Source organism: Bradyrhizobium sp. C-145 (assembly GCF_023375135.1).
Taxonomy (GTDB): domain Bacteria; phylum Pseudomonadota; class Alphaproteobacteria; order Rhizobiales; family Xanthobacteraceae; genus Bradyrhizobium; species Bradyrhizobium zhanjiangense.
The window spans coordinates 3,199,947-3,224,918 of record NZ_CP088150.1 but is presented as its reverse complement, the minus strand read 5'-3'; the positions used below and the strand labels follow the sequence as shown (position 1 = coordinate 3,224,918).

The following is a 24,972-nucleotide window of genomic DNA, read 5'->3' as shown; positions in this document are numbered from 1 at the left end:
TCAGGGGCCGAGACCGACCAGGCTGGTGCCGCCGCAGACATACAGCACCTGTCCGGTCACGAAATCCGAGCGCTCGTCGAGGAAGAATTCGACCGCGTGCGCCACGTCCTCGCGCGCACCGAGCCGGCCGACCGGGACGTTGCGCGCCATTCTCTCCTGCCGCTCGGAATCCTTGGGGATGATGCCCCAGAAATTGTCGGTCAGGATCGGGCCCGGCGCGACGACGTTCACCGTGATGCCGCTGGACGCCAGCTCCAGCGCCCATGTCCGCGCCATGCCGTGCACGCCGGCCTTGGTGGCGGAATAGGCCGAGCGGGTCACGGCGCCCATCGCCGCGCGCGAGCTGACGAACACGATGCGGCCGAAACGGCGCGAGATCATGCCTTCCAAGGCGGCCTGGGTCAGGAGCATCGGTGCGCTGAGATGCAGCTGCGCAAGCTCCAGGATGTCCTCGGGCTTTGCATCCGGCAACAGGTTCGGCAGGATGATGCCGGCATTGTGCACGAGGCAATCAATCGCGTGGTTGGCGCCGATCTCCTGCGCGATGGCCCGCGTCTCCTCAAGGCTGGTCAGGTCCGCGCAATAGGCCGCGAGCAGATCGTGCGTCCAGCCCGGCTTCTCCAGCCCCACCGAGACCACGCGCTGTCCCTTGTCGACCAGCCTCTTCGCCAGCGCTTCGCCGATCCCGGAATTTCCCCCGGTGATGAGTGTGGTGCGGGTCTGGCTCATGATCGGTGTCCTGCGGGCTTTCCGGGTCAGACCTGCCGCCGCTTCATCTCGCGGAGATCGAAGAACGCGCCGTCCTGCATCAGCCTGGCAACGAGATCCTTCAAGCCGCCGCGCTGGATCTTCTCGGTTGCGGTGAGCGGCAGCCGCTCGACGAAGCAGATCCAGCCGGGCGCCTTGTAATAGGCCATCTGCTCCAGGCTCCAGCGCACGATGGCCTCGGCCAGCGCGCGGTCGGCGCCGGCCTGCTCGGCGATGATGACGGCCGCGACCTCGTCGCCACGCAGCTGATCCGGGGTCGGCGCAATCGCGGCCTGCCGGATCGCGGGATGACGATTGAGGACGGATTCGACCTCGACCGCGGCGATGTTCTCGCCGGAGCGGCGGATGACGTTCTTCTTGCGGTCGACGAAATGCAGATCGCCATCCGCATCGCGCGAGACGATATCGCCGGTGTGCAGCCAGCCTCCGGCCCAGGCCTCCGCCGTGGCCTCGGGGTTCTTGAGGTATTCCCGGAAGAAGCCATAGCGCGGGTCCGCGCCTCCCCGCCGCAACAGCAGCTCGCCCGGCGTTTGCCCGGGCGTATCGACACCTCGATCATCGACGATGCGAACCTCGACCTCAGGGGCCGGGCGGCCGAAGCAGCTGGTGCCGACCTTGCGCGGCTCAAGGTTGGCGGCGATCACGCCGCCACTGCCGGTCTCGGTCATCGCCCAGGCCTCGATCAGCGGGAAGCCGAAGCGCGCCTCGAAGGGCGCATGAAGCAGCTTGTCGACGCCGGCGCCGAACCCGAAGCGCACATTGTGCTGCCGGTCCTGTTCCGACGGCACGGCGCTCATCAGCATCGAGGGCATGACACCGAGATAGTGCAGGCACGTGGCGCGGCTCTCCCTGACCGAGCTCCACCAGCTGCGCGGGTGAAATCGATCGAGCATGGTCAGGCTGCCGCCGACCGAGACCATCGCCATCAGCGAGACCGCCATCGCGTTCATGTGGAACAGCGGCAGCGGCGTAATCATGCGCTCGCCATCTGGCTTCAGGCCGATCAGCCCGCCGGCGTCGCGATACCAGTTTCCGCTGTGCAGGAAATAATCGTTGGTGAGGACGCAGCCTTTCGGTTGCCCGGTCGTGCCGGACGTGTAGAGCAGCGCGCATTCGGTTGCGCTGCCCGCCGGCCGCAACGGCCGCGCACCGTCGTATGGCGCGGGAACGTCGCCGTCGTCGGTGACGACTGGGATCGGCCGGCCGGCCTGGCGCGCCGCCGTCGCCACCTCGGCGCAGCGCTCGGCGAGAACGAAGGCGGTATTCATCTCGGAATGGGAGATGATGTATTCGAGCTCGCTCACGCGCAGATCGGGGTTAATCGGCACCACGGAAACGCCAAGCGCGTTCAGCGCAAACCACAGCTCGATGAACACCGGCCGGTTCTGGAGCAGAAGCCCGACCCTGTGTCCTTCGCCATAGCCGCGGTCCGCGAACGCCTGCCGCCGGGCCTCGATCCGCGCGAGCATCGCGCGGTAGGAGATCTCGCCGGCTGCGATGCCGTAGATGCCGGCGGTCTCCGGCAACACGTTGAGGAAGCCGGCCTCGCCGCGGCGTAGCGCGGTGTCGCGAAAGCGGGCGTAGACTGTGGTCGCAGCGGTCAAGATACACTCACATGAAAAGCTGAATATTGCCGAATGGCGCGTCGAAATTGACGAGATCGACGCGCTTGAGCTTGATCTTCAGGCCGTCGCCGACCTGCACGAGATCGTGCGATGCCCATCCCGAATAGCGCTCCAGCAAGTCGCCGCGCGTCTCGGTGTAGATGTAGGACGTGCGCGCCCTGAACACGCCGGCCGCAGCATCGCAGGCGATGATACGTGGCGCCTGAAGCAGATGGTGGCACCGGCTCTTCGGCTTCTGGCTGAAGGTGCGTTCCCCGGCGAGGCGTTCGACCCGCACCTTGAGCAGCAGCAGATCCTCGTACATCAGGGAGGGCTGGAGCACCGGGTCCTGCTGCTGCCATTCGAGCGGCATCCAATAGCGCCCTTCGGGATGAAACAGATCGAGCCAGCTCTGCCACTGCATGGTGTCGAGCAGCTCGGCCTCCCGATAGATGAAATCCGTGACGGCTTTCTCGTCGATCATTCCCCGACCTCGGCATGCTTGTCCATGCCCATGGTCAGGAATTTGGCCCAGGCGTGAAACTGGTTGCGCATCTGCCGCTCGGAGGTGCCGTTGATGACGGCGGTGACATCAGGCTGTTCGTCGGGCTCGTAGAGGCGGCGCAGATTGATCCACTGATTGCCGTTGGACTTCAGGCCTTCCTGCGCGCGCTCGTACATCTCGAGGTCGTCGTGCCCGACGATCGAGGTCGGCGCGTTGATGAAGCGGTTGTACATCAGGGCACGCTCGTAGAGCTTGTCGGGCGCGCCGACCAGGCGATAGACCCAGCTCTCGACCAGCGTCCTGTCGACCGCGATCGGGATGAAATTGCGCAGGATCTGGACGGCGCCCTTGACCATGACGTTCGGGAAATAGACGGTGTTGTGCCTGATATCGCCCAGGATCTCGTGAGCCCGCGTCTCGCCATAGGCCGCGACCATCTGCTCGAGATAGCCGTCGACGTCGGAATAGTTCGAATGGATCGAATTGGCGACGCCGGTGTGGCCATGGCCGTTGGGCCAGATCCTGATGCCGCTCTGCTCGTAGAATTCGTACGGGCTCATGAACGGGCCGTAGAGCTGCACCGCCATCGGCGTCTCCGTGGAATCGCCCTGCTCGCGTTTCCAGACCTTGACCGCGGTACCCGCCGAGCTCTCGTGCGCGACCATGGGATGGCAGGTGTCGGTCTGGTTCTCGACCAGCATCTTCCAATTGCAGGTGTGCATATAGCGGATCGGCGCGGCCAGAACCTCGAGCTTGCCCTGTGGCGAGCGGTCGACCATGTTGTCGATGGTCGAAAGGCTCGGACCGAAATAGTCCTCGAAGGACACGCCGGTCCCGCTCAGCCGCGCGAAGATGAAGTCGCGATAGATCGCGACGTTCTTGATTCTCGACAGGCCTTCATTCGCCTGGGTGTCACCGAAACCGGTGCTCTCATAGCCCTTCTTCAAGGGGATCGCGAGCAGCGAGCCGTCGGTCCTAAACGACCATGCGTGATAGGGACAACGAAAGAACTTTCCGGCATTGCCGCAAGGCTCGGAGGCGATCTTGACGCCCTTGTGCGGACAACGGTTGTAGAAGACATGAATGGAGCCGTCGGTATGGCGGCTGGCCATCACCGGCTGACGGCCGATATTGGCGGTGATGAAATCGCCGGGCTTCGCCAACTGGCTCGCATGGCCGACATAGACCCAGCTGTTGGGAAACAGATGCGCCATCTCGAGCTCGAAGATCTCAGGATCGACGTAGACGTCGCGATGCACCTCCGCCTCGCGCACCAGCGCTGCGATCGACCGCGCATTTCCAGCGTATCCAGCCATGACGTTCCTGTCCTCGTCCTAGAGATCCAGCACCAGCCGTTCCGATTTTGCGCGCGACACACAGATCTGCATGACCTTGTTGGACGCCTTCTCGGCGTCGCTCAGGATGACATCGCGATGATCGGGAACGCCTGCGATCACGCCGCACTGGCAGATGCCGCAATCGCCGCGCCGACAGTCGGAGAGAACCTCGTGCCCCGCCGCTTCCAGCGCCTCGATGATGCTACGATCGGCTGCGACGGTGATGACCTCGCCCGTCGATCTGAGCTCCACCTCGAACGGACGGTTCGGCGCGCCCGGCAGCTCGGCCTTGAAGCGCTCGTCGTGGATGCGATCGGCGGCGATGCCCCTGGCGAGAGCTGCAGTCTTCACCGCTTCGATCATGCCTGCGGGACCGCAGACATAGACATGGGCGTTCGCAGGCGAGCCGTGCAGCGCGGCGGCGATGTCCAGGCACGAGGCGTCGTTGTCGTAGTGGATGGACAGAGTGCTCGCACACACCGTCTCCAGCTGCGGCAGGAATGCCAGCAGACCTGGCGCCCGTCCGGCGTAGTGAAGATGGTGGGCAACGCCCCTCGCCTTGAGCTCGGCCGCCATGGACAGGATCGGCGTGATGCCGATGCCGCCGGCGAACAGCAGCGCAGGCGCATCGTCCTCATGCAGCGGGAAATTGTTGACGGGCGCCGAAGCCGTCACGACATCGCCGATCTCGAGCGCATGCATGAAGGCCGAGCCGCCGGTCGACGTCCGCTCGCGCAGAACGCCGAGCGCAAGGACTCCCTCAGGCAGGCCCGGCAGGGCCATCAGCGAGTAAGGCCGGTCTCCCCCGCTTGGCAGCGACACGCGGATATGCGCTCCCGCCTGCCATCGCGGAACCGCACCGCCTTCCACGCCGAACAGAAGGCTTCGGATCGTCGGCGTCTCCGCCGCGACCGATTGCACCTTGAGCCTCAGCGGATGCGTGTCCATTGGCCGGGGTCTTGCAATATATGAATTTGCATATTTTTAGACATATAATAATTTGGATGTCAATCGCTCGCTCGGGTCGACACGCGCTGGACCCAACCCGACGCCTGGCGCCGGCCGCCCCTATTCGATCGGAGCCGGCCGCACCAGCTGGAAGAGCTCGCGAGGCCTCGCATACCAGCCCGAGCCGTGCATGCGGGCAATGAGGTCGAGGTTGACCGTATCGATATGGCCTCGGCGCGCGTCGATCACGAACTGCTCGGCCACATGCGCGCAGACGACCTCGCCGATCACGGCGATTTGCCGGGGCCCGGTCTCATGGACCGAGAGGGAGCGACATTCGAACGCAACCGGGCATCCCTTGATGAGCGGAGGCGAAATCATCTGCGCGGGGAGCGTCTCCAGCCCCGCAATCTCAATCTCGTCGATCTCGGAGGGAGCATCGACCGCCGTCGCGTTCATCGCTTCTGCCATCTGGTGCGGCACGAGGTGGACGGCGAACTCACCCATCTCCACGATATTCTGCGCTGTGTCCTTCAAGCCTCGCTGCGGATGACGCAGCAAGCCGAGCACCACCGTCGGCGGCTCATGCCCGAGAACGTTGAAGAAGCTGAAGGGCGCCGCATTGGCGATCCCGTCCCGGGACCTCGTCGTCACCCACGCGATGGGTCGCGGCGTAACGGTGGCGGTAAGGATCTTGTAGCGGATATCCGTCGGAAGCTGACCCATATCGAAGAGCATCGGTCCCTCAATTGCGCGCGCGAACGGAGCTGACGGCTGAGAAGTTACGCCCCGCAGCCAAATGCGAGACGGTTTATTTGGTCATATACATATGACGAGGTCAAATAAGCGCGCGACGGCATCAGCCGCTGTCGTGATGCCCTGCTGCCGAACTTCACCGCCCTATCCGCACCGATCTTCGACCAGGCCGGATTCAAGATCGCGGCCATCAGGATACGAGTCTCTTATCTAAATGGTGCGATGACGCTCGATAGCTGAAAGATCAGGCGACACTCCGAGTCCCGGGTCTTGGTCAAATTCAATCATGCCTTCCGTCACGTTGAGGACCGGGCCGCAAAACAGATCGCGCAATGGATTGTCGTTGGCATCGACTTCCAGCCAGCCATCACCTCCGATACCGGCAAGGAGATGCGCCGAAGCAAGCAAGCCGAGGCCTCCACCGAGATAGTGCGGGCAAAACGTCTTGCCCACCTTCAGAATGTCGCGCGCCAGTGGGGCGCAGACACTGAGGCCGCCCCATTTCGCAATATCAGGCTGAACCACGCCGAGCACGTCTTCGGCCAAAACCTCCTTGAAGCCTTCGACGCTCGAAATGTTTTCGCCGGCGGCAATCGGCATCTTCGCTGCGGCGCGCAGCCTGCGCCATTCCTCACGCGGCCGATCGGCGCGAATCGGCTCTTCCAGCCAGCGCAGATCGAATTCGGCAAGCCGCGGCAGCATCTCCATCGCCTGCGTGACCGACCAGCCCTGATTGGCATCGGTGGCAAGCATGCCGGCGCCGATGATCTGACGCAGCGTGGCCAAATTGGCGAGGTCGGTCTCGGCGCCGAAGCCAACCTTCAGCTTCAGCGCGCGATGGCCGCGCTTGAGCGCGGCCTCCGCCGTCTGCGCGGCACCGCCGGGATTGATGCCGCTGGCATAGACCTTGATCTTGCGCGACTGACCGCCGAGAAGCCGCCACAACGGCAAGCGCTGGCGGCGCGCCGAGAGGTCCCACAGCGCGAGATCGATGCCCGAAATCGCCTGCGCGAACGGACCGGGTTCACCGCATTGAAGCGCCAGAACTTCGGTGCCCTTGGTCAGCGCCTCGAAGGCCTGGCCAGGACCGTCGAACTTGCGTCTGACGAGGCCGGGGGCGAGCACCTCGTTGACGAGCCGGGCGCGATGCTCCGCGCCCGGAGCTGGAAAATTGGACCAGGCCTCACCCCATCCCTCAACGCCGTCCTCGTCGACAGCGCGAACGAAAACGGCGGGACGGTTGAGCATCTTGCCGAACGACGTCACCACCGGCGTCGCCAACGGATAGCGATAGCAGAACGCCTCGATCGAGCGGATGGTGAAGCTGTCAGTCATGTTGCGGATCCTGCGATCGGGATGAACCACGCAGAGCCACTATCTCAATAGGCGCGCGCGAAGTCACCTTCCTGCTTGATGTCAGTGAACACCGGAAAGCGCGCCTTCCACGGCGTGCCCTTGGCCGTGGTCAGCTTGTTGAGCCGCTCCAGCACGCCGAGGCCGTCCTTGCGCAGGCTCGCCGACACCGCCGCGCGGTCCGGAAAATTCTTCAGGACGGCATCGAGCCAGATGGTGCGGCCGGCGAGGAAGCCGCCCGCTCCCGCCGCATAGGCGAAGTCGAGGACGCGCTCGAACTTTTCCGGCGCAGCGCCGCCCGACAGCAGCACCCAGGGGATGCTGCGCTCGCGGCAGATATCGCCGATCGCATCGAACTCCTTCTGTGCGGCCTTCGCTTCCGCGCTGCCGTCGCGGGCCGGCAGGCTGCCCGCCGCAAGCGGGCTCTCCAGCTTGAGGAGATCGACGCCGTATTCGGGCTTGGCGAACTCGCGCACGCTGTCGATGACAAGGCCCGGCAGCTTGCCCGGCGATTCCACATAGTCGGCGGTGTGATTGGCGCTGCCGAGGAACGGGTAGACCAGCAGCTCGAGGATATAGGGAATGTCGTGACGGGCGCAGTCCTCGCCGATCTCGCGCACGAAACGCTTCTGGTGCTCGTTCACCGCAGCGTCGGCATCCGGCCGGTACCAGGCCAGCACCTTGACGGCGTCGCCGCCCATGGCGCGGATCTTCTCCACGCTCCAATTGGTAATCGCGCGCGACTTGCGGCCGCCCGCCGTTTCCTCGACGCGGTGCTCCTCGAGCGTCATGATCAGGCCGCAGCGCGGCGGCAAGAGATCGATCGCGGCGGGCACGGCAAAGTTCGGGTCGAATAGCATCGAGCTGCAATGCGGCGCGAGGTTCTCGACGAGAAGACGCTTGGCCGCCGTGACATCGGAATATTCGACCTGATCCCGCGTGATGCCCTTTGCTTTGGCGATGGCGTCGAACAGTGGCGGCCGCTGGTCCAGCGCGACCATGCGAAAGTGGCCATCCGCGTCAGCCAGCCGTGCCAAGCCGCGGTTCTTTCCAATCGTTCTCATGGCTTCGTCCTCATGAATGCAAGACACTCGTTGATATCGGGGATTCCGTTGCGGCCACCGGCATGGCGGCATTTCATGGCGGCTGTCGCCGCCGAAAACGCCATGGCGGCGCGCACATCGAGGCCGCCGCCGATCGCAAGCGCATAGGCGCCGTGAAAGACGTCGCCGGCGCCCGTGGTGTCGACGACCTCGACGGCATAGGCCGCCTGCCGATGCGACTGGCCGTTCTCGTACCAGCTCACGCCTCCCTCGCCGCGCGTGACGGCGATGACCCGGCAGCCGAAGCGCGCGAGCGCCGCGAGAGAGTCATCCTTGGCCGAGCCGGCAAAAGATGTGAGCGCGGGCTCCGAGAAGATCGCGTGGTCGGTCAGCGGCAGCAGCCGCTCGAACACCTCGGCGTCGGCCATGTCGCCGTCGAGCACAGTCGGAATGCCGCGCGCGCGGGCCTCGCTAAACAGCGTCGCTGCGCCCTCGACCCAGCGCGGATCGGCCAGCACGGAGGATGCGCGCGCGACGGCTTCGAGCGGAAGCCAATCCGCGGCTTCCGGAAAGAGCCCGCGGAAATTGACGATCTGCCGCTCACCGGAACTGTCGACGATGATCCCGGAGACGGACGAGCGGCCGTCGGGAAACAGCCGAAAATTCTCGACATCGACGCCTTCGGCCATGAAGGCCGATTTCATCTCATGACCGGCGGCGTCATTCCCTGCCCGCCCCCAGAACGCGACGGACGCGCCGAGCCTTGCTATCGCGACCGACGCGTTGGCAGCCATGCCGCCGCCAAGCGTGCCGTAACCAGCAGCCTTGATCTTCTCGCTTTGACCCGCGAACAGGCGATCGACGCGCCAGACCTGGTCGAGCGCCGACAGACCCAGGCAGATCACGTGCACGGACCTCGCCTTTGACGCCACGTCCGCCAGCGCCTTGAGATCACCGATGTGCGCGGATGCACTCACCGCAGGACCTGTCCGTTGGCCGCATCGAACAAATGCGTCTTGCCCGGTTGCGGACGAAGGCTGAGACGATCGCCGACCTTCGGCCGCAGCGACGGATCGACCCGCGCGATCGCGGAGGCGCCGGCGAGATCGAAATGGATCAGCGTATCCGAGCCGAGCGGTTCGACCAGCTTGACGTTGATGGCAAGACCGTCGGCGGCATCCGCGGCCACGGTGAAATGTTCAGGGCGGATGCCGAGAACGGCATTGCCGGCCTGACGCAGGCGGCCTGCGGCCGCGCCGTCGAGCGGCACTGCCGTTCCGCCTTGCGAAAGGAGCGCACGCTCCTGGCGCCACTCGACCGGGAAGAAATTCATGGCGGGCGAACCGATGAAGCCGGCGACGAACTGGTTGGCGGGCCGCTCGTAGACCGTCTCCGGCGTGTCGTATTGCTGGATCGTGCCGCTCTGGAGCACCACGATCCGGTCGGCCGTGGTCATGGCTTCGATCTGGTCGTGCGTGACGAAGACCATGGTGGTCTTCAACTCCTGCGACAGCGCCTTGATCTCGGCCCGCACCTGCCCGCGCAGCTTCGCGTCGAGATTGGACAGCGGCTCGTCGAACAGGAACGCCTTGGGATTGCGCACGATGGCGCGGCCCATGGCGACGCGCTGACGCTGGCCGCCCGACAGCTCCTTCGGCTTGCGGTCGAGATAAGGCTCGATGTGCAACAGCGCCGCGGCGCGCTTGACGCGGGCGTCGATCTCCGCCTTCGGCACGCCACGCAACTCCAGCGCAAATGACATGTTGTCGTACACCTTCATGTGCGGATAGAGCGCGTAGTCCTGGAACACCATCGCGATGTCGCGCTGCGCGGCCTGCACGCCGTTGACGCGCTTGTCGCCGATATAGAGATCTCCCGACGAAATCGGCTCGAGCCCTGCGATGATGCGCAGCAAGGTCGATTTGCCGCAGCCGGACGGGCCGACGAAGACGACGAATTCGTGGTCCGCGATCTCCAGATTGAGATCGGGGATCACGGTGAAATTGCCGTAGCGCTTGACGAGATTGCGGATCGAGATCGAGGCCATGATCGCTTAGTCCAGCGCCAGAACCGGCTTGATCAGCTCGCCCTTGGCGAAGCGGGCGAAATTCTCGGGCAGAGCCGACAGGCCGAACTCGCCATCGACGAGGACGCGGTATTCGTCCTTGTACCTGCGCAGCAGCTCGATATTCGGCTCGAAATCCGACACCGGGAAGTAGAAGGTGCGGACCATGTAGAAATCCTTGCGCCGGAACACCTTGCCTTCCTCGATGGTCCAGGGCGCGGCGTTCTCGCCGACCAGCACCAGCGCGCCGCGCGGCAGCACCAGCTCGATGCCGAGGTTGCGCGCCGCATGCGCGCCGGAGCATTCCATGATGAGGGCAAAGCGCCTGGAGGTATCGCCGACGGCGTGCGCCTTCGCGCCGAAGGATTGCGCGATCTTGAGGCGCGCGGCATTGGGATCAGCGACATAGACGTCGTCGTAGCCGAGTGCGCGGAGCGCCAGCACGACGCCGAGGCCGACCGGCCCTGCCCCCATCACGAGAACCGGGCCGGCTTCGGCCGGCGGCACGACGCGGCCGACGAAGCGCACGGCGTGGCCGGACGTGCCGATGGTGTCGAGCAGCAGCGGCGCAAGGCTGTCCTCGATATCGTCGGGCACCGGCAGCAGGCAGTTCTCCGGCACCGGCACATATTCGGCATAGCCGCCCGGCCTGTTCCAGCCGATCAGGCTGGAGACTTCAAGGCACATCTGGGTGTCGCCGCGCTTGCAGGCCGCGCAATGATCGCAGTGCAAGGGGATATAGACTGCGCAGCGGCGGCCGTGCAGGCGATGACTGGGCTGCTCGACGACGCCAAAGATCTCGTGGCCCGCGGTGAACTCGGCGCCCTTGTGCCAGAGCTTGAAGTCCGAACCGCACAGCGCGGTACGCGAGACGCGCACGAGCACCTCGTCGGTACCGACATCGGGCATCGCCACACGCTCGATGGTGATGCGGTCGTTGCCGTGAAAGACCGCGGCCTGCATGATCGAATTGGGACGAGGTGACAAGTTCATTTCAGATACCTAACCTTTCACCGCACCGAGCGTCAGCCCGGAGACCAGCCAGCGCTGCACGAGAGCTGCCAGCACCAGCGGCGGCAACGCGATCAACGTCGCCGCGGCCATCAGCGCGCCCCATTGCGTCGAGCCTTCGCCGATGAAGTTGAAGGCCGCCGCGATCAGCGTCTTGGTGTCGCCGTTGGAGAGCACCAGCGCAAACAGGAAGTAGTTCCACGAGAACACGAAGGCGAGGATCGCCGCGACGGCGACGCCGGATGCCACCAGCGGCAGCGCGATGCGCCAGAGGATGCGCGTGACGCTGCACCCATCGACCTGCGCGGCCTCGAACACGCTGCGCGGGATGCCGTCGAAGGACGGCAGCAGGACCCAGATCACGATCGGCAACGTGATGACCGCGTGGCTGAGGATCAGCGCGGTGTAGGAGCCGATCATGCCGACCTGCCGGAACATGACGTACCATGGCAGCAGGAACAGCGTGCCGGGCGCCATGCGGGCGGCCAGCGTCAGGATCGCCGGCCACGAAATTCGGGTCCAGGAGACCGCGAAGGCGGCGGGGATTCCGAACAGCAGTCCAAGCGCGGTCGAGCCGACGGTGACGATGAGGCTATTGAGCGCATAGCTCGGGAACGGCGTGGTCTTGGTCAGCTCGACATAATTATCCAAGGTCGGCGTGAAGATCAGCGTCGGCGGATAGGCCGTCACCTCGAAGGACGGCTTGAATGAAGACAGCACCATCCAGACCGTCGGCGCCATGATGATGATCCCGGCGAGCACGAGCTGCACCAGGTTGAGCCAGCGGATCCAGCGGTCGGTATTGGCAGCGTCCGTCATCGCGTCACCAGGCGACTGCGCCGCGCAGGCGGTTGAAGGCGAGCACCGCGCCGAACACGATCGCCGTCAGCGTCAGCATCAAGGCGCTGGCATAGCCGATGTTGAAGAACTCGAAGCCGACCCGGAAGCCGTAGATATTGAGCGTATTCGACGCGTTCCCCGGACCGCCCTGGGTGGTGATGTAGATGATGTCGAAGAAGCGCAGGAGATCGACGCTGCGCAGGATCGCCGCGGTGACGATGGTGGGCAGCAGCAGCGGCAGCGTGATGCGCTGGAAGGTCCTGAACGGGGATGCGCCGTCGATCTGCGCGGCCTCATAGACGCTCGGCGGCAGAGATTGCAGGCCCCCCAGCACGATCAAGGCGACGTAAGGCGTCCACTGCCAGCTGTCGATCAGAGCAACCGTCGGAATGACGAGTGACGGCGAGGCCAGCCACTCCGATGGCGGCAGGCCGAACGATTGCAGGATGTAGTTGGCCGCCCCCAGTGAGGGATCGAGGATCACCAGCCACATCATGCCCGCCACCACCGGCGGCATCATGAACGGCGAGATGAACAACGAGCGCACGATCCCCGGCAGGCGCTTGGCGTGAAACAACACCAGTGCGAGCCAGACGCCGAAGACGAGCTGCAGCACCAGTGACAGCACATAGAGCGCGATCGTGACCCACAGCCCGTGCCAGAACTCGTAGTCGGAGACCAGCTTGGAATAATTGGCAAGGCCGGCGAAGGACTGCTTGCCGGTCGAGGAGAAATTCTGGAAGCCGAGCCAGACCGTGTAGACGACGGGAAACGCGATCATCGCGACCGTGAAGATCACGGCCGGTGCCGAAAGCACCGACATTTCCAGCTTCTGCCGGTCCTGCGTGAGTGTCGCAGCCGCATCAGACATGCGTGCGTTTCCTTGAAAATGACGAGGTGCCGGCAGGCAAGCCTGCCGGCAGCAAGCGATTACTTCTGGGCGATCAGCGCATCCAACGCCTTGTCGGCATCTGCGCAGGCCTGATCGATCGGCTTCTGCTTCAGGATCAGATCCTGCACCGCCTGGCCGATGAACTCCCGCGATTCCGGGTTCGCCACGATGGGATAGCCGACCTCGGACGAGCCCTTGGTGGCGAGCACGTCGAGCGCGGCCTGCCATTCCTTGCGGACCGGCTCCTCGTCGATCCACTTGCGATAGTCGGGATCCTTGGCGACCGACGGACGCGGCGGGGCAATGCCCTGGAGCGCCATCTTCTTCTGCACCTCGGGGCTGGTCGCCCATTGCACGAAGTACCAGGCCGCCTCCGGCTGCTTGCTATGCGAGGACACCGCCATGCCCCAGCCGATCGTGGTCGGCACCTGGCCGGCCTCGCCCGCCGGGAACGGCAACAGGCCGGTGTCCTTCAGGCGCGCACCGCCGTCCATCACCGTGCGCAATTCATTCGAGGATTCGAACGCCATCGCGGCGCGCCCGCCGCGATAGAGCGCGGAAATCTGCTGGAAGCTGTAGTTGACGACGCCGGGCGGTCCGAACTCGCGCAGCAGCCGGCTATAGGTGTCGAGCGCCTCCTTGCCCTTGGCCGAGCAGAGGTTCGACTTGCCGCCGGCAATGTAGCTGCCGCCGATATTGTGCAGCATGTTGCTGAAGGTATAGGCGACCGCGGGCTTGAGACCGCGCGAGACGAACGGCGTCACCGCACTGTCGCAGGTCTTGATCTTCGCGGCGGCTGCTTCGACCTCCTTGATGGTCTTCGGCGGCTCGATGCCGCACTTCTTGAAGATGTCGGTGCGGTAATAGAAGATCGGACCCTCGATGTTCATCGGCATGCTGGTCAACTTGCCGCCGAAGGTTGCGGCCTTCAGCAGCGCTTGGCTCAGCCCTGCCGGATCGTATTCCTTGGCCACCTCGTTCTTGGCCATCGCGGTGAGATCACCGTACCAGCCGGCGGCGGCGAACTGCTCGCCCTCGCGCGAGGGCAGCGTCATGAACACATCGACCTCGTCGCTGTTCGCGTTCATGACGGTGACCAGGCGCTGGCGCATCTGCTGCTCCTGATAGCCGTCGACCTTCAGGGTCATGCCGGTCAGCTTCTCGAAATCGGCCTTGTAGGTCAGCAGCGCCTGCGCGACCGGATTGTTGTTGGCGAGAAAGGTGACGGTCTTGCCCTTGAACTTCATCCAGTCGAAATCGGCCGCGTGCGCCTGCGCACTGGCCGCCGCAATCGCGAGAACGGGCAACGCGACATGGGTCGCGAGCATCCTAGCCTTCATCGAACTCTCCTCCCGGCTGGCCGCCTTAAGCTGGCGGACCTTTTTGAACACGTTTGAGCACCACTTGAAAACGGTTACAATCTAGACCTCACATCCACGGTGTCAAGCGATGGACAGGCGTCACAATCTGCGGCAGATTTGCATCATCTTCGTGACTTCACGGCTCACCACGCAGGATGTAACGTTACATTCATGAGACTGACCAACGCCAAGTCCGTGAAACAGGGCATCCGCGCCGTGGCGGCCCGCGCCGGCGTGTCGACGGCGTCGGTCTCGCGCGCTCTCAACAATCCCGATGCGGTGAGCCCATCCCTGCGTGCGCGCATTGAACAGGCCATCGACGCGCTGGGCTACATCCCGCATGCACCGGCGCGCATCCTGTCGTCGCGACGCTCACGCACCCTCGGCGCGATCGTGCCGACGATCGACAACACGATGTTCGCGCGCGGCATCGCCTCGCTCCAGCAATATCTCTCCTCGGTCGGGTACATGCTGTTTCTCACCACGAGCGGATATGATCTCGATGTCGAATTGCAGCAGGCGCGCAACCTGATCAGCCGCGGTGTCGACGGCCTCGTGCTGCGCGGCGATTGCCATCACGACGGATTGCGCAAACTGCTGGCCGACAACACGGTGCCGTTCATCAATGTCGGCATCTACCAGCCCGACCGGCCCTACCCTTGCGTCGGCACCGATAACGAGGCAGCCGCCCATCGCGCCGCCGCGCACGTCATCGAGCTCGGCCATCGCCGCATCGGGATCGTCTCGGCACTCCAGCGCAACAACGACCGCGCCAGCGCCCGCGTCGCAGGCTTTCGCCGTGCGCTGGCCGAGAACGGGCTCGAGCTTCCGCCGCAATGGCATGTCGAGGTGCCCTATACGCTGGACGACGCACGCGAGGCGGCGCGCTATCTCCTCAACCTCAAAGACCGTCCGACGGCCGTGGTGTGCGGCAACGACGTCATCGCCTATGGCGTGCTGCTCGAGGCGGAGCGCGACGGGTTCTCCGTGCCGCGCGATCTGTCGGTGGTCGGCTTCGACGACCTCGACTGGAGCCGCCATTTGCGGCCGAGCCTGACCACGATCCACGTCCCGACCGCAGAGACCTGGCAGCGCGCCGGAGAATATCTGGTGCGCAGCCTCGCCGGTGAGCAGACCATCATGCATCGCGAAATCGACTTCTCGCTAGTGGTCCGCGAATCGACGGCTCCGCCTCCGAAATCGCTGAAGTGAGACAGTCCCGATGAATTCGAATTTCTCCCTCGCAACCGGCTTTCATGCCGTCGTGATCGGCGGCGCCGGCGACATTGGCGCGGCGATCAGCAACCAGTTTTGCGACCTCGGCGCGACGGTGACCGCAACCGGCGCGAACGAGGCCGATCTTGCCCGCACCCTGCTCAAGCCACGCACCGGCCTCACACTCGCAACGCTCGATGTCACCGATGATGCTGCCGTCACATCCTTCGCGCGGCAGCACACGCGCGTCGACGCGCTGGTCAACTGCGCCGGCATTCTCGCGCGCGACAAGGAATTCGAGATCGAGACCTTCATGAAGGTGCTCGACGTCAATCTCACCGGCACGTTCCGGACCTGCATGGCGTTCCACCCGCGGCTCGTGGAGACGAAGGGCTCGATCGTCAACATCGCCTCGATGAATGCGACGTTGGCGCTGCCACGGATTCCCGCCTATTGCGCCAGCAAGGGCGGCGTCGTGATGCTGACCAAGGCGCTGGCTTTGAAGTGGGCCGACGAAGGCATCCGCGTCAATGCGGTGGCACCCGGCTATATCGAAACGGCGATCAACGCCGCCGGCCGCACCGACCGTGCCCATTATCAGCGCATTGCCGACCGGACCGCGTTCAAGCGCTGGGGACAGCCGGAGGACATCGCCGGGGCCGTCGCCTTTCTGTGCATGCCGGCTTCGCAATATGCGACCGGCACCGTGGTCGCGGTCGACGGGGGATTCCTCGCGGGATGACCCCGCATCCCAGACCTGTTGCACCGCGAAACCATTTGCGCCGCAACATCCAAAATGAGACTGCCCGTCAAGCCGAACGAGGCGTCCACGCATGCACCGCATGCGACTTCGGCTAGCCTCCCCGTCAAATCCGCGAGCCCTTCGAGCTGCGGGCGCAGCGCCGGTCCGGCGCGGCGACAAATCGACGACACAGGGAGGAGCACAATGTCGAAATGCAGTGTGGGGCTGCTGGCGCTGAGCAGCCTGTTTCTTTCAGGCGCCGCGATCGCGCAGGAAAAGATCAAGGTGGGGGTGACCGCAACGCTCGAAGGCACCTACACGGTGCTCGGCGAGGACGGCATGCGCGGCCATCAGACCGCCCTCAACGTGCTCGGCAAGAAGGTCGGCGACAAGGAACTTGAATTCATCGTGGCCTCGACCGATGCAACGCCGGACTCCGCCGTGCGCGCCGTGCGCAAGCTGATCGAGCAAGACAAGGTGCAGATCCTGCTGTCGCCGCTCTCCGGCGACGAGGGCATCGCGGTGAAGAACTTTGCGAAGACTCACCCAGAGCTGACCTTCATCAATGCGGCCTCCGGCGCCCAGGAAACGACTTATGTCGATCCGGCCCCGAACTTCTTCCGCTACAACATGGACGGCGCGCAGTGGCAGGTCGGCCTCGGCAAATACGCCTATGAGGAAAAGAAGTATCGCAAGATCGCAACCGTCGGCGAGGACTACTCCTTTATCTACACCCAGGTGTTCGGGCTGGTGCTCGAGTTCTGCGGCATGGGCGGACAGGTGACCAACCGGCAATGGGTGCCGCTCGGAACGAAGGATTTCGCCTCCGTCATCGCCGCCCTGCCCGACGACGTCGACGCCATCTATCTCGGGCTCGGCGGCGCGGATGCCGTCAACTTCCTCAATCAGTATCAGCAAGCCGGCGGCAAGGCGCATCTGATGGGCGGTTCCATCATGATCGACCAGACCATCCTGTCGTCGAAGGGCAACGCCAAGAACGCGCTGATCGGCACCATCGCTGCGAGCGGCCAGGCCGATACCTGGGAGGATCCGGGCTGGCAGAAGTTCGTGAAGGCCTATCAGGACGCCTTCCCGCCCAACAAGCGCTTCCCAAGCCCGTCGCTGCTCGCGACCAACTACTATGGTTCAACCATGGCGCTGATCCTCGCACTGCGTCAGGTCAATGGCGACCTCTCCAACAACCAGGCGAAATTCAAGGAAGCACTGGCGAAGATCGAGCTCGATGCGCCGAACGGCAAGATCAAGCTCGACGCCAACCGACAGGCGATCGGCACCAACTTCGTCACCGAAGTCGTCGATGACGGCAAGGGCGCGCTGTTCAGCAAGGTCGTGAAGGTGATCCCGAACGTGAACCAGACGCTCGGCTATGATCCGGCCGTGTTCTCCAAGATCGGGTTGCCGGGCCGCACAGTACCGGAATGTAAGAAGTACTGACGCATCACGCCTGCGCAGTCGGAGAGCGACTTGCTGACGCGGTCGCTCTCCGCTCTTGCAATCTCGTCGGCGTTGTTGAACGCTGGCCGAAAAGACAAGAACATTCGGGAGGGGAAGGCATGAGCCGTGCGCTCGCCGTCTTCCACGGCCGCTTCGGCCGGGCGACGGTTTATCAGTTGAACCGCCCTTTCAATATTCACGCCCATCGTGAAGGTCATCTGATCTTCCATGTCGGCGGCATGCCGGCATGCATCGATGTCTCCAACGGGCATTATGATCTCACCGAATCCTCCGTGGTCGCCGTCAATCCATGGGAGCCGCATAACTTCCTGCCGGCCGATCTCGACGGCGGCGCGATCTTCTTCGTGCTGTACGTCAATGCCGAATGGTTTGCGCCAGATGCATCCGGCTCCGATCGCATGCGTTTCGGCCGCACCCAATTCAGGCGCACGCCTGCGCTCGACAAGCACATCAGGCGGACCGCCGCGCTCGTGTGCGGCGCACCATCGCTTTCCAGCCTCGATTCCGAGCTGCGGCGGCTGATCGACATCTGCTACGACGAAAGCTGGCAGCAAGCTGAGATCGCGCGCGATCCGCGCGCCAATGGCGCCGTGACCGACTTCCGTGTGCGCAAATGCATCAGGCTGATGTCGGAGAGTCCCGGGGCCGAGATGGAGCTCGATACGATTGCGCGGGAATCCGGTCTGTCTCGGCCGCATTTCTACCGGCTGTTCCGGGTCCAGACGGGCGTCACGCCGAACCTCTATCTCAACACGCTGATCATGGAACAGGCGCTCGAAGCGCTGGTGGCGAGCGAGGCGCCGATAGCCGATATCGGCTTCGATCTCGGCTTCTCCTCGCAAAGCGGCTTCACCCGCTTCTTCGCCGCCAATGTCGGGATGGCTCCGACAGATTATCGTCGTGCGGCCAAGGTTTTGCGCGCCTGATCGGTGCGCGAAAAGATACTCACGATCAAATGTCCTCCTCGCAGCCCGGCTAGGATGTGGGCAACGCGATCCCGCTAGAGGATTGCGAGTCCAGGGAGGACGTTCGCCCATGGCGAGGTACGCAGCCGCTGCGAGGCTGTCTGACCTACACTCGATGAGCCTTCGGCGTGCCGCCTGGGCGAACGGGCGGCGCACGTGAGCCGCTTTGTCGAACGCCATCCCGCCTGGGCGCTGATCGCAATCATTGCCATTGCCGTCGGGCTCTGGCTGATCTTCGCGGTCTGGCCGCCGGGCCTCGAAGAGGCCATCGGCCGCAAGCGTGTCTTCCTCAACGCCGTCTTCAACGGCATCACGCTCGGAGGGCTCTACTTCCTCGTCGCCAGCGGCTTCACGCTGATCTTCGGCCTGATGCGCAACGTCAATCTCGCGCACGGCTCGCTCTATCTGTTCGGCGGCTATGTCGGCTACGCCATCAGCGCCTCGACCGGCTCCTGGATCCTCAGCTTCATCGTCGCTTTTATCCTGACCGCCCTGGTCGGCATCCTGCTCCAGGTGATCGTGTTCCGCCGGATGGAGGGACAAGATCTCAGGCAGACCATGGTGACGATCGGGCTTTCGATCGTATTCGCCGACCTGATGCTGTGGGCCTGCGGCGGCGACTTCTATCAGATCCAGACGCCGAATTGGCTGATCGGCCCGGTGGAGCTGCCGCTGATCACCGCGATCAAATCCTCGGGCGAGCCGGTCTATCTCAGATATCCACTGGTGCGGCTCGTGATCTTCGCCGCTTCCGTGATCATCGGCGTAGCCATGTGGCTCGCGCTCAACCGCACACGGATCGGCATGATCATCCGCGCCGGCGTCGATGATCGCGATATCCTTGCCGCGACTGGCGTGCGCATCCAGCTCGTCTTCGTGCTGGTGTTCGCCTTCGGCGCAGGACTTGCCGGCATCGCCGGCGTGGTCGGCGGCACCTTCCAGTCATTGTCGCCCGGCGAGGACATCCGCTTCCTGCTGGCTTCCCTCGTCGTCGTGATCGTCGGCGGCATGGGCTCGATCCCCGGCGCCGCGCTCGGCGCGCTGATCATCGGCCTCGCCGAACAGCTTGGCTCGGTCTACATCCCGACCTACGCCATCGTCGTGACCTTCCTGATCATGGTGCTGGTGCTGGCGATCCGGCCGCAAGGCCTATTGGCGAGGCGCTGAGATGTCGCTCGCCCACGATGCCCGCGTTGCCGTTCCTCCCGCCACAATGGCGCAGCGCCCGGCAGGGACATGGCCGGAGGTCAACAATCCCGCCGCCTGGATCGTGGCAATCATTCTCCTGATCATGCCGCTGATCGCGAGCGGCTTCTTCCTGATCGAGATCTTCGCCTCCACCTTGATCCTCGGCACCATGGCGCTGAGCCTGATGTTCCTCGCCGGCTATGGCGGCATGGTCAGCCTGATGCAGCTCACCATCGCGGGCTTCTCGGCCTACATGGTCGCGGTGTTCGGCGTCAGCGGCAACGCCAATATCAGCCTGGGCTGGCCGTGGTGGCTCGCGGTCCCGATGGCCCTGGCGCTGGCAACCGCCTTCGGCACGCTCGGCGGCGCGCTCGCGGTCCGCACCGAGGGCATCTATACCATCATGATCACGCTCGCGATCGGCGCGGCCTTCTACTATTTCACCAACCAGAACTGGGCGATCTTCAACGGCCATACCGGCATCAACACCGTGGCCACCCCGCACTTCTGGGGCGTGAACTGGCGCGCCGACATACCCTTCTATTACGTCGTGCTCGCGGTCGCCGCGCTCTGCTATTTCGCGGTCGAATATCTCTCCCGCGCTCCCTTCGGTCTTGCTCTTCAGGGTGTGCGTGACAATCCGCGGCGCATGGCTGCGCTCGGCTTCAACGTCAATGCGCACCGCGTCGCGGCCTACGCCTTCGCCTCCTTCGTGGCCGCGCTGGCCGGCGTGCTCCAGGTCTGGAACTACCGGCAGATCTCGCCAGGGTCGGTCAGCGTCGGCGCCTGCATCGACGTGCTGATCATCGCCGTCGTCGGCGGCATCACGCGCCCGATCGGGCCTTTCATCGGCGCGCTGATCTTCGTGCTGCTGCGCACCTTCGCACTCGACTTCCTGGTCAGGCTTGGGCTCGACGGCAACCGCTTCCGCCTGCTAATCGGGCTCGGCTTCCTCGCCATCGTATTTTGGTCCTCGGACGGCGTCATTGGCCTATGGCAGCGCTGGCGCAACCGTCAGCGCCGCAGCGCGGACCGCTCCGGTGGAGGGCGCCGCCATGGATAGCGTCGCTCAACGCCTCTCCGCCGTCGGTGCCGGTGCCGCGCTGGAGCTGCGCGGCGTGACGCGTCTGTTCGGCGCGCTGGCAGCGCTGACCGACGTCACCATCACCGTGCGTCCGGGCGAGCGGCGCGCGGTGCTCGGTTCGAACGGCGCCGGCAAGACCACGCTGTTCAATTGCATCACCGGCGACTTCCCGCCCTCCTCCGGCACCATCCGCTTCTTCGGCGAGGATGTCACGCACTTCCCGCCCTATGAACGCATCCGGCGCGGGTTGCGGCGGACCTATCAGATCTCGGCGCTGTTCCCCGGTCTCACAGTGCAGGACAACGTCTATCTCGCTTGCCGCGGCGTCTCGCGCGGACGCTTCTCGTTCCTGCGTCCGGGACAGAACGATGCCCTGATGCATGCGGCGGACAATCTCGTGCAGGCCGTCCATTTGGCCGCCGTGAAGGACCAGCGAGTGGCCGAGCTCGCGCACGGCCAGCAGCGCCAGCTCGAGATCGCGCTCGCGCTTGCGGGCGCACCGCGCTTCGTCCTGTTCGACGAGCCGGCGGCCGGCCTGTCGCCGACCGAACGGGCCGAGCTGATCGAGATCCTGACCTCACTGCCGGCGCATATCGGCTACATCATCATCGAGCACGACATGGACGTCGCTTTACGCGTCGTCGAAAGCGTCACGATGATGCACAACGGCCGCATCTTCAAGGAAGGCCTGCCGCAGGAGATCCAATCCGATCCCGAGGTGCAGGAGCTCTATCTCGGAGGCGGCCATGAATGAGGTCCGCCGCAGCAAGGCCGCGCTCGAGGTCCGCGGCCTCGATGTCTACTATGGCCACTCGCACGCCCTGCAAGGCGTCGATCTCACCCTGGAGAGCGGCGTGTTCTCCGTCGTCGGCCGCAACGGCATGGGCAAGACCACGCTGTGCAAGGCGATCATGGGTCTGGTGGGCGTGAGCGGCGGCTCGATCCGCGTCCGCGGCGAGGACATCACGCGGCGGGCACCGGCGCAGATCGCCCGGCTCGGCGTCGGCTATGTGCCGCAAGGACGCCGTCTCTGGCGCTCGCTCAGCGTCGACGAGCATTTGCGGCTCGCCGGCGGCCTGCGGCCTGGCGCCTGGACCGTCGATCGCATCTACGAGACTTTCCCGCGTTTGGCCGAACGCAAGGATCACGGCGGCGGCCAGCTCTCCGGCGGCGAGCAGCAGATGCTGGCGATCTCGCGCGCGCTGCTCACCAATCCGCATCTCCTCATCATGGACGAGCCGACCGAGGGGCTAGCGCCCGTCATCGTGGCGCAGGTCGAGGAGATGCTGTTGCGGCTAGGAGAGGACGGCGACATGTCCGTGCTCGTGATCGAGCAGAACATCGGCGTTGCCACCGCGATCTCGCGCAACGTCGCGATCATGGTCAACGGCCGCATCAACCGCATCATCGACTCCGCCCGCCTCGCCGCCGACCGCGAGCTCGAGCAGCGCCTGCTCGGCGTCGGGCTCCACGCCGAGCTCGAGCCGGATATCGACGTCGCCGCATCCGCTGACGACACGAAGCCGGCACCGCCGCCACGCCGCGACGGACCGATCCGCATCTACATCTCCAACCCGACGCTCCCGACCCGATGGTCGCAACCGGCGCCGATCGCCCGCATCGAGGCCGCCGCGCGCACGCTCTCGACGCAAATCGCGCGGCTTGACGAGACGACGCGGCGCAAGCGCGAGCCGCTGGCGGCGCAGGCCGCCGGTCCACCCATCGTGCTGGTCGTCGGCACGCTCGACACCAAGGGCCAGGAGCTGCGCTTCATCCGCGACATCATCGCGGAAAGCGGCCTGCGCACCCGGCTGGTCGATGTTTCGACCAGTGGCAAGCATTCGTCGTGCGATGTCTCTGCGCAGGAGATCGCCCTCAACCACGGCCGCGGCGGCTCCGCTGTGTTCGGTCCCGATCGCGGGGCCGCCGTGACCGCGATGGCTGATGCGTTTGCCAACTGGCTGCGGCGCCAGGGCAATGTCGCAGGCGTGATCTCGGCCGGCGGCTCGGGCGCGGCGTCGCTCGTCGCCCCGGGCATGCGCGCGCTTCCCGTCGGCGTGCCCAAGCTGATCATTTCCTCCGTCGCCTCGGGCGATGTCGGGCCCTATGTCGGCCCCGCCGACATCACGATGATGTACTCGGTCACCGACGTACAGGGGCTGAACTCGATCTCGCGCGCGGTGCTGGCCAACGGTGCCAATGCGCTCGCCGGCATGGTCAAGGCGCGGCTCGATGCGCGCGCCGCAACGGCGCGCGAGACCGGCGGCCTGCCCTCGGTCGGTATCACCATGTTCGGCGTCACCACGCCCGCGGTGCAGAGGATCGCAGCGGAGCTGCGCGACGATTTCGAATGTCTCGTCTTCCATGCCACCGGAGTCGGCGGTCGCTCCATGGAGAAGCTCGTCGACTCCGGGCAGCTCGCCGGGGTCATCGACCTCACAACCACCGAGGTCTGCGATCTGCTCATGGGCGGCGTGTTTCCCGCGACGGAAGACCGCTTTGGCGCCATCATCCGCAGCCGCCTGCCCTATGTCGGCTCGGTCGGCGCGCTCGACATGGTCAATTTCGGTGCGCCCGACACCATTCCCGAACGTTACCGCGGCCGCAAGTTTCACGTCCACAATCCGCAGGTGACGTTGATGCGGACCACTGCCGAAGAGAATGAGCGCATGGGCCGCTGGATCGGCGAACGGCTCAACCAGATGGACGGCCCCGTGCGCTTCTTCCTGCCCGAGGGCGGCGTGTCCGCACTCGATGCGCGCGGCCAGCCATTCTGGGATCCGGACGCCGATGCCGCGCTGTTCCGCACGCTGGAGCGCACTGTGCGGCAGACCGGCAACCGCCAGCTCATTCGCGCGCCGAAGAACATCAACGATCCCGAGTTCGCCGCCGCCATAGTCGGTGCGTTCCGGACCCTGTTCGGCCGCGCCGGGGCGCGCCGAAGAGTAGCGAGGTGACCGATGGCGAGGTTTGAACGCGCAGCGCTCCTGAAGACGTTTCGCGACATGGCAAGGCGTGGTGAGCCGATCGTCGGCGGCGGCGCCGGCACCGGTCTGTCAGCCAAGTGCGAAGAAGCCGGCGGCGTCGATCTCATCGTCATCTACAATTCCGGCCGCTACCGGATGGCCGGCCGTGGCTCGCTCGCGGGTCTGATGGCTTACGGCGATGCCAACGCCATCGTGCTGGAAATGGCGAACGAAGTGCTGCCCGTAGTCGCCAGGACGCCGGTGCTGGCGGGCGTCAACGGCACCGACCCATTCCGCGACATGGACGTGTTTCTCGACCAGTTGAAGGCGCTCGGGTTTGCCGGCGTCCAGAACTTTCCGACCGTCGGCCTGATCGACGGCACGTTCCGCGCCAATCTCGAAGAGACCGGCATGTCCTATGCGCTGGAGATCGACATGATCGCCAAGGCGCACGACAAGGACATGCTGACCACCCCCTATGTGTTCAGCGAGAAGGAGGCCGCCGCGATGGCGATCGCCGGCGCCGACATCATCGTCTGTCACATGGGCCTGACGACCGGCGGCTCCATCGGTGCGCAGACCGCGCCGAAGCTCAAGGACTGTCCGGCGCAGATCGACACCTGGGCGTCCGCTGCGCTCAGCGTCAATCCGGACATCCTGGTGCTGGCTCATGGCGGCCCGATCGCAGATCCCGCCGACGCCGATTTCATCATGAAGAACACCCGTCATTGCCATGGCTTCTACGGCGCCTCCTCGATGGAGCGACTGCCCGTGGAGCGGGCGCTGACGGAACAGGTGCGTCAATTCAAGGCGATCGGCGCGCGGTAACGCCGAAGGTACGAGGGAGGGAAAG

General features: G+C 64.9%; 23 protein-coding genes. 9 read left to right on the top strand and 14 right to left on the bottom strand.

The annotated features are described in order from the left end of the window. The 14 genes from LRP30_RS14870 to LRP30_RS14805 all read right to left on the bottom strand — a co-directional run bounded on the left by LRP30_RS14870 (position 1) and on the right by LRP30_RS14805 (position 14,462). Positions 1-729, bottom strand: coding sequence for an SDR family oxidoreductase (locus LRP30_RS14870; RefSeq protein WP_249760809.1), 729 nt, complete (start codon positions 727-729; stop codon positions 1-3). 26 nt (positions 730-755) lie between these two features. Beyond that, positions 756-2,372 carry an ATP-dependent acyl-CoA ligase gene (locus tag LRP30_RS14865; protein WP_249760808.1) on the bottom strand — a complete coding sequence of 539 codons (1,617 nt, stop codon included), beginning with the start codon at positions 2,370-2,372 and terminating at the stop codon, positions 756-758. A 7-nt stretch (positions 2,373-2,379) separates the two neighbouring features. After that, positions 2,380-2,856 carry an aromatic-ring-hydroxylating dioxygenase subunit beta gene (locus tag LRP30_RS14860; protein ID WP_091887573.1) on the bottom strand — a complete coding sequence of 159 codons (477 nt, stop codon included), beginning with the start codon at positions 2,854-2,856 and terminating at the stop codon, positions 2,380-2,382. Beyond that, positions 2,853-4,193: an aromatic ring-hydroxylating dioxygenase subunit alpha gene (locus tag LRP30_RS14855; protein WP_249760807.1), complete on the bottom strand. Its 1,341-nt coding sequence runs from the start codon at positions 4,191-4,193 to the stop codon at positions 2,853-2,855. The genes LRP30_RS14860 and LRP30_RS14855 overlap by 4 nt, the downstream gene beginning before the upstream one ends. Positions 4,194-4,211: 18 nt before the next feature. Continuing rightward, positions 4,212-5,162: a PDR/VanB family oxidoreductase gene (locus LRP30_RS14850; protein WP_128934734.1), complete on the bottom strand. Its 951-nt coding sequence runs from the start codon at positions 5,160-5,162 to the stop codon at positions 4,212-4,214. A gap of 120 nt (positions 5,163-5,282) precedes the next feature. Beyond that, positions 5,283-5,900: a flavin reductase family protein gene (locus tag LRP30_RS14845; protein WP_249760806.1), complete on the bottom strand. Its 618-nt coding sequence runs from the start codon at positions 5,898-5,900 to the stop codon at positions 5,283-5,285. Between the two features lie 228 nt (positions 5,901-6,128). Then, positions 6,129-7,253 (bottom strand): mandelate racemase/muconate lactonizing enzyme family protein, encoded by a 1,125-nt coding sequence (locus LRP30_RS14840; RefSeq protein ID WP_249760805.1) that lies wholly within the window; start codon positions 7,251-7,253, stop codon positions 6,129-6,131. Positions 7,254-7,297: 44 nt separating this feature from the next. Further along, positions 7,298-8,335 (bottom strand): tagatose 1,6-diphosphate aldolase, encoded by a 1,038-nt coding sequence (locus LRP30_RS14835; RefSeq protein WP_249760804.1) that lies wholly within the window; start codon positions 8,333-8,335, stop codon positions 7,298-7,300. Then, positions 8,332-9,291, bottom strand: a complete 960-nt coding sequence (locus LRP30_RS14830) for a sugar kinase (RefSeq protein ID WP_249760803.1) — start codon at positions 9,289-9,291, stop codon at positions 8,332-8,334. The genes LRP30_RS14835 and LRP30_RS14830 overlap by 4 nt, the downstream gene beginning before the upstream one ends. Further along, a complete protein-coding gene (gene ugpC, locus LRP30_RS14825; RefSeq protein ID WP_249760802.1) occupies positions 9,288-10,361 on the bottom strand; it encodes a sn-glycerol-3-phosphate ABC transporter ATP-binding protein UgpC in 1,074 nt (357 codons plus the stop codon). The genes LRP30_RS14830 and ugpC overlap by 4 nt, the downstream gene beginning before the upstream one ends. A 6-nt stretch (positions 10,362-10,367) precedes the next feature. Further along, entirely contained in the window at positions 10,368-11,372 is a 1,005-nt protein-coding gene (locus LRP30_RS14820; protein ID WP_249760801.1) for a zinc-binding dehydrogenase, read from the bottom strand. A gap of 9 nt (positions 11,373-11,381) precedes the next feature. After that, on the bottom strand, positions 11,382-12,209 hold the full coding sequence (locus LRP30_RS14815) for a carbohydrate ABC transporter permease (protein WP_249760800.1): 828 nt from the start codon (positions 12,207-12,209) through the stop codon (positions 11,382-11,384). A 4-nt stretch (positions 12,210-12,213) separates the two neighbouring features. Next, complete coding sequence (locus LRP30_RS14810; RefSeq protein WP_128939222.1) at positions 12,214-13,101, bottom strand: sugar ABC transporter permease; 888 nt, start codon at positions 13,099-13,101, stop codon at positions 12,214-12,216. Positions 13,102-13,160: 59 nt separating this feature from the next. After that, the gene (locus tag LRP30_RS14805) at positions 13,161-14,462 is read right to left on the bottom strand and encodes a sugar ABC transporter substrate-binding protein (protein ID WP_249760799.1); all 1,302 of its coding nucleotides are present in this window, start codon (positions 14,460-14,462) and stop codon (positions 13,161-13,163) included. 192 nt (positions 14,463-14,654) lie between these two features. Between LRP30_RS14805 and LRP30_RS14800 the strand changes: the two genes are divergently transcribed. From LRP30_RS14800 to LRP30_RS14760, 9 genes are all read left to right on the top strand, one after another. Further along, complete coding sequence (locus LRP30_RS14800) at positions 14,655-15,695, top strand: LacI family DNA-binding transcriptional regulator (protein WP_249760798.1); 1,041 nt, start codon at positions 14,655-14,657, stop codon at positions 15,693-15,695. Between the two features lie 10 nt (positions 15,696-15,705). Then, positions 15,706-16,440: an SDR family oxidoreductase gene (locus LRP30_RS14795; protein ID WP_249760797.1), complete on the top strand. Its 735-nt coding sequence runs from the start codon at positions 15,706-15,708 to the stop codon at positions 16,438-16,440. 204 nt (positions 16,441-16,644) lie between these two features. Continuing rightward, positions 16,645-17,895: an ABC transporter substrate-binding protein gene (locus LRP30_RS14790; RefSeq protein ID WP_128934746.1), complete on the top strand. Its 1,251-nt coding sequence runs from the start codon at positions 16,645-16,647 to the stop codon at positions 17,893-17,895. A gap of 119 nt (positions 17,896-18,014) precedes the next feature. Beyond that, positions 18,015-18,842 (top strand): AraC family transcriptional regulator, encoded by an 828-nt coding sequence (locus LRP30_RS14785; RefSeq protein WP_128934747.1) that lies wholly within the window; start codon positions 18,015-18,017, stop codon positions 18,840-18,842. Positions 18,843-19,037: 195 nt separating this feature from the next. After that, positions 19,038-20,048: a branched-chain amino acid ABC transporter permease gene (locus tag LRP30_RS14780; RefSeq protein WP_249760796.1), complete on the top strand. Its 1,011-nt coding sequence runs from the start codon at positions 19,038-19,040 to the stop codon at positions 20,046-20,048. 1 nt (position 20,049) lies between these two features. Further along, positions 20,050-21,132, top strand: coding sequence for a branched-chain amino acid ABC transporter permease (locus tag LRP30_RS14775; protein WP_249760795.1), 1,083 nt, complete (start codon positions 20,050-20,052; stop codon positions 21,130-21,132). Further along, entirely contained in the window at positions 21,125-21,907 is a 783-nt protein-coding gene (locus tag LRP30_RS14770) for an ABC transporter ATP-binding protein (protein WP_091887608.1), read from the top strand. The genes LRP30_RS14775 and LRP30_RS14770 overlap by 8 nt, the downstream gene beginning before the upstream one ends. Next, entirely contained in the window at positions 21,900-24,110 is a 2,211-nt protein-coding gene (locus LRP30_RS14765; RefSeq protein ID WP_249760794.1) for an ABC transporter permease, read from the top strand. The genes LRP30_RS14770 and LRP30_RS14765 overlap by 8 nt, the downstream gene beginning before the upstream one ends. 3 nt (positions 24,111-24,113) lie before the next feature. Then, a complete protein-coding gene (locus LRP30_RS14760; protein ID WP_128945466.1) occupies positions 24,114-24,947 on the top strand; it encodes a phosphoenolpyruvate hydrolase family protein in 834 nt (277 codons plus the stop codon). Positions 24,948-24,972: the final 25 nt, after the last annotated feature.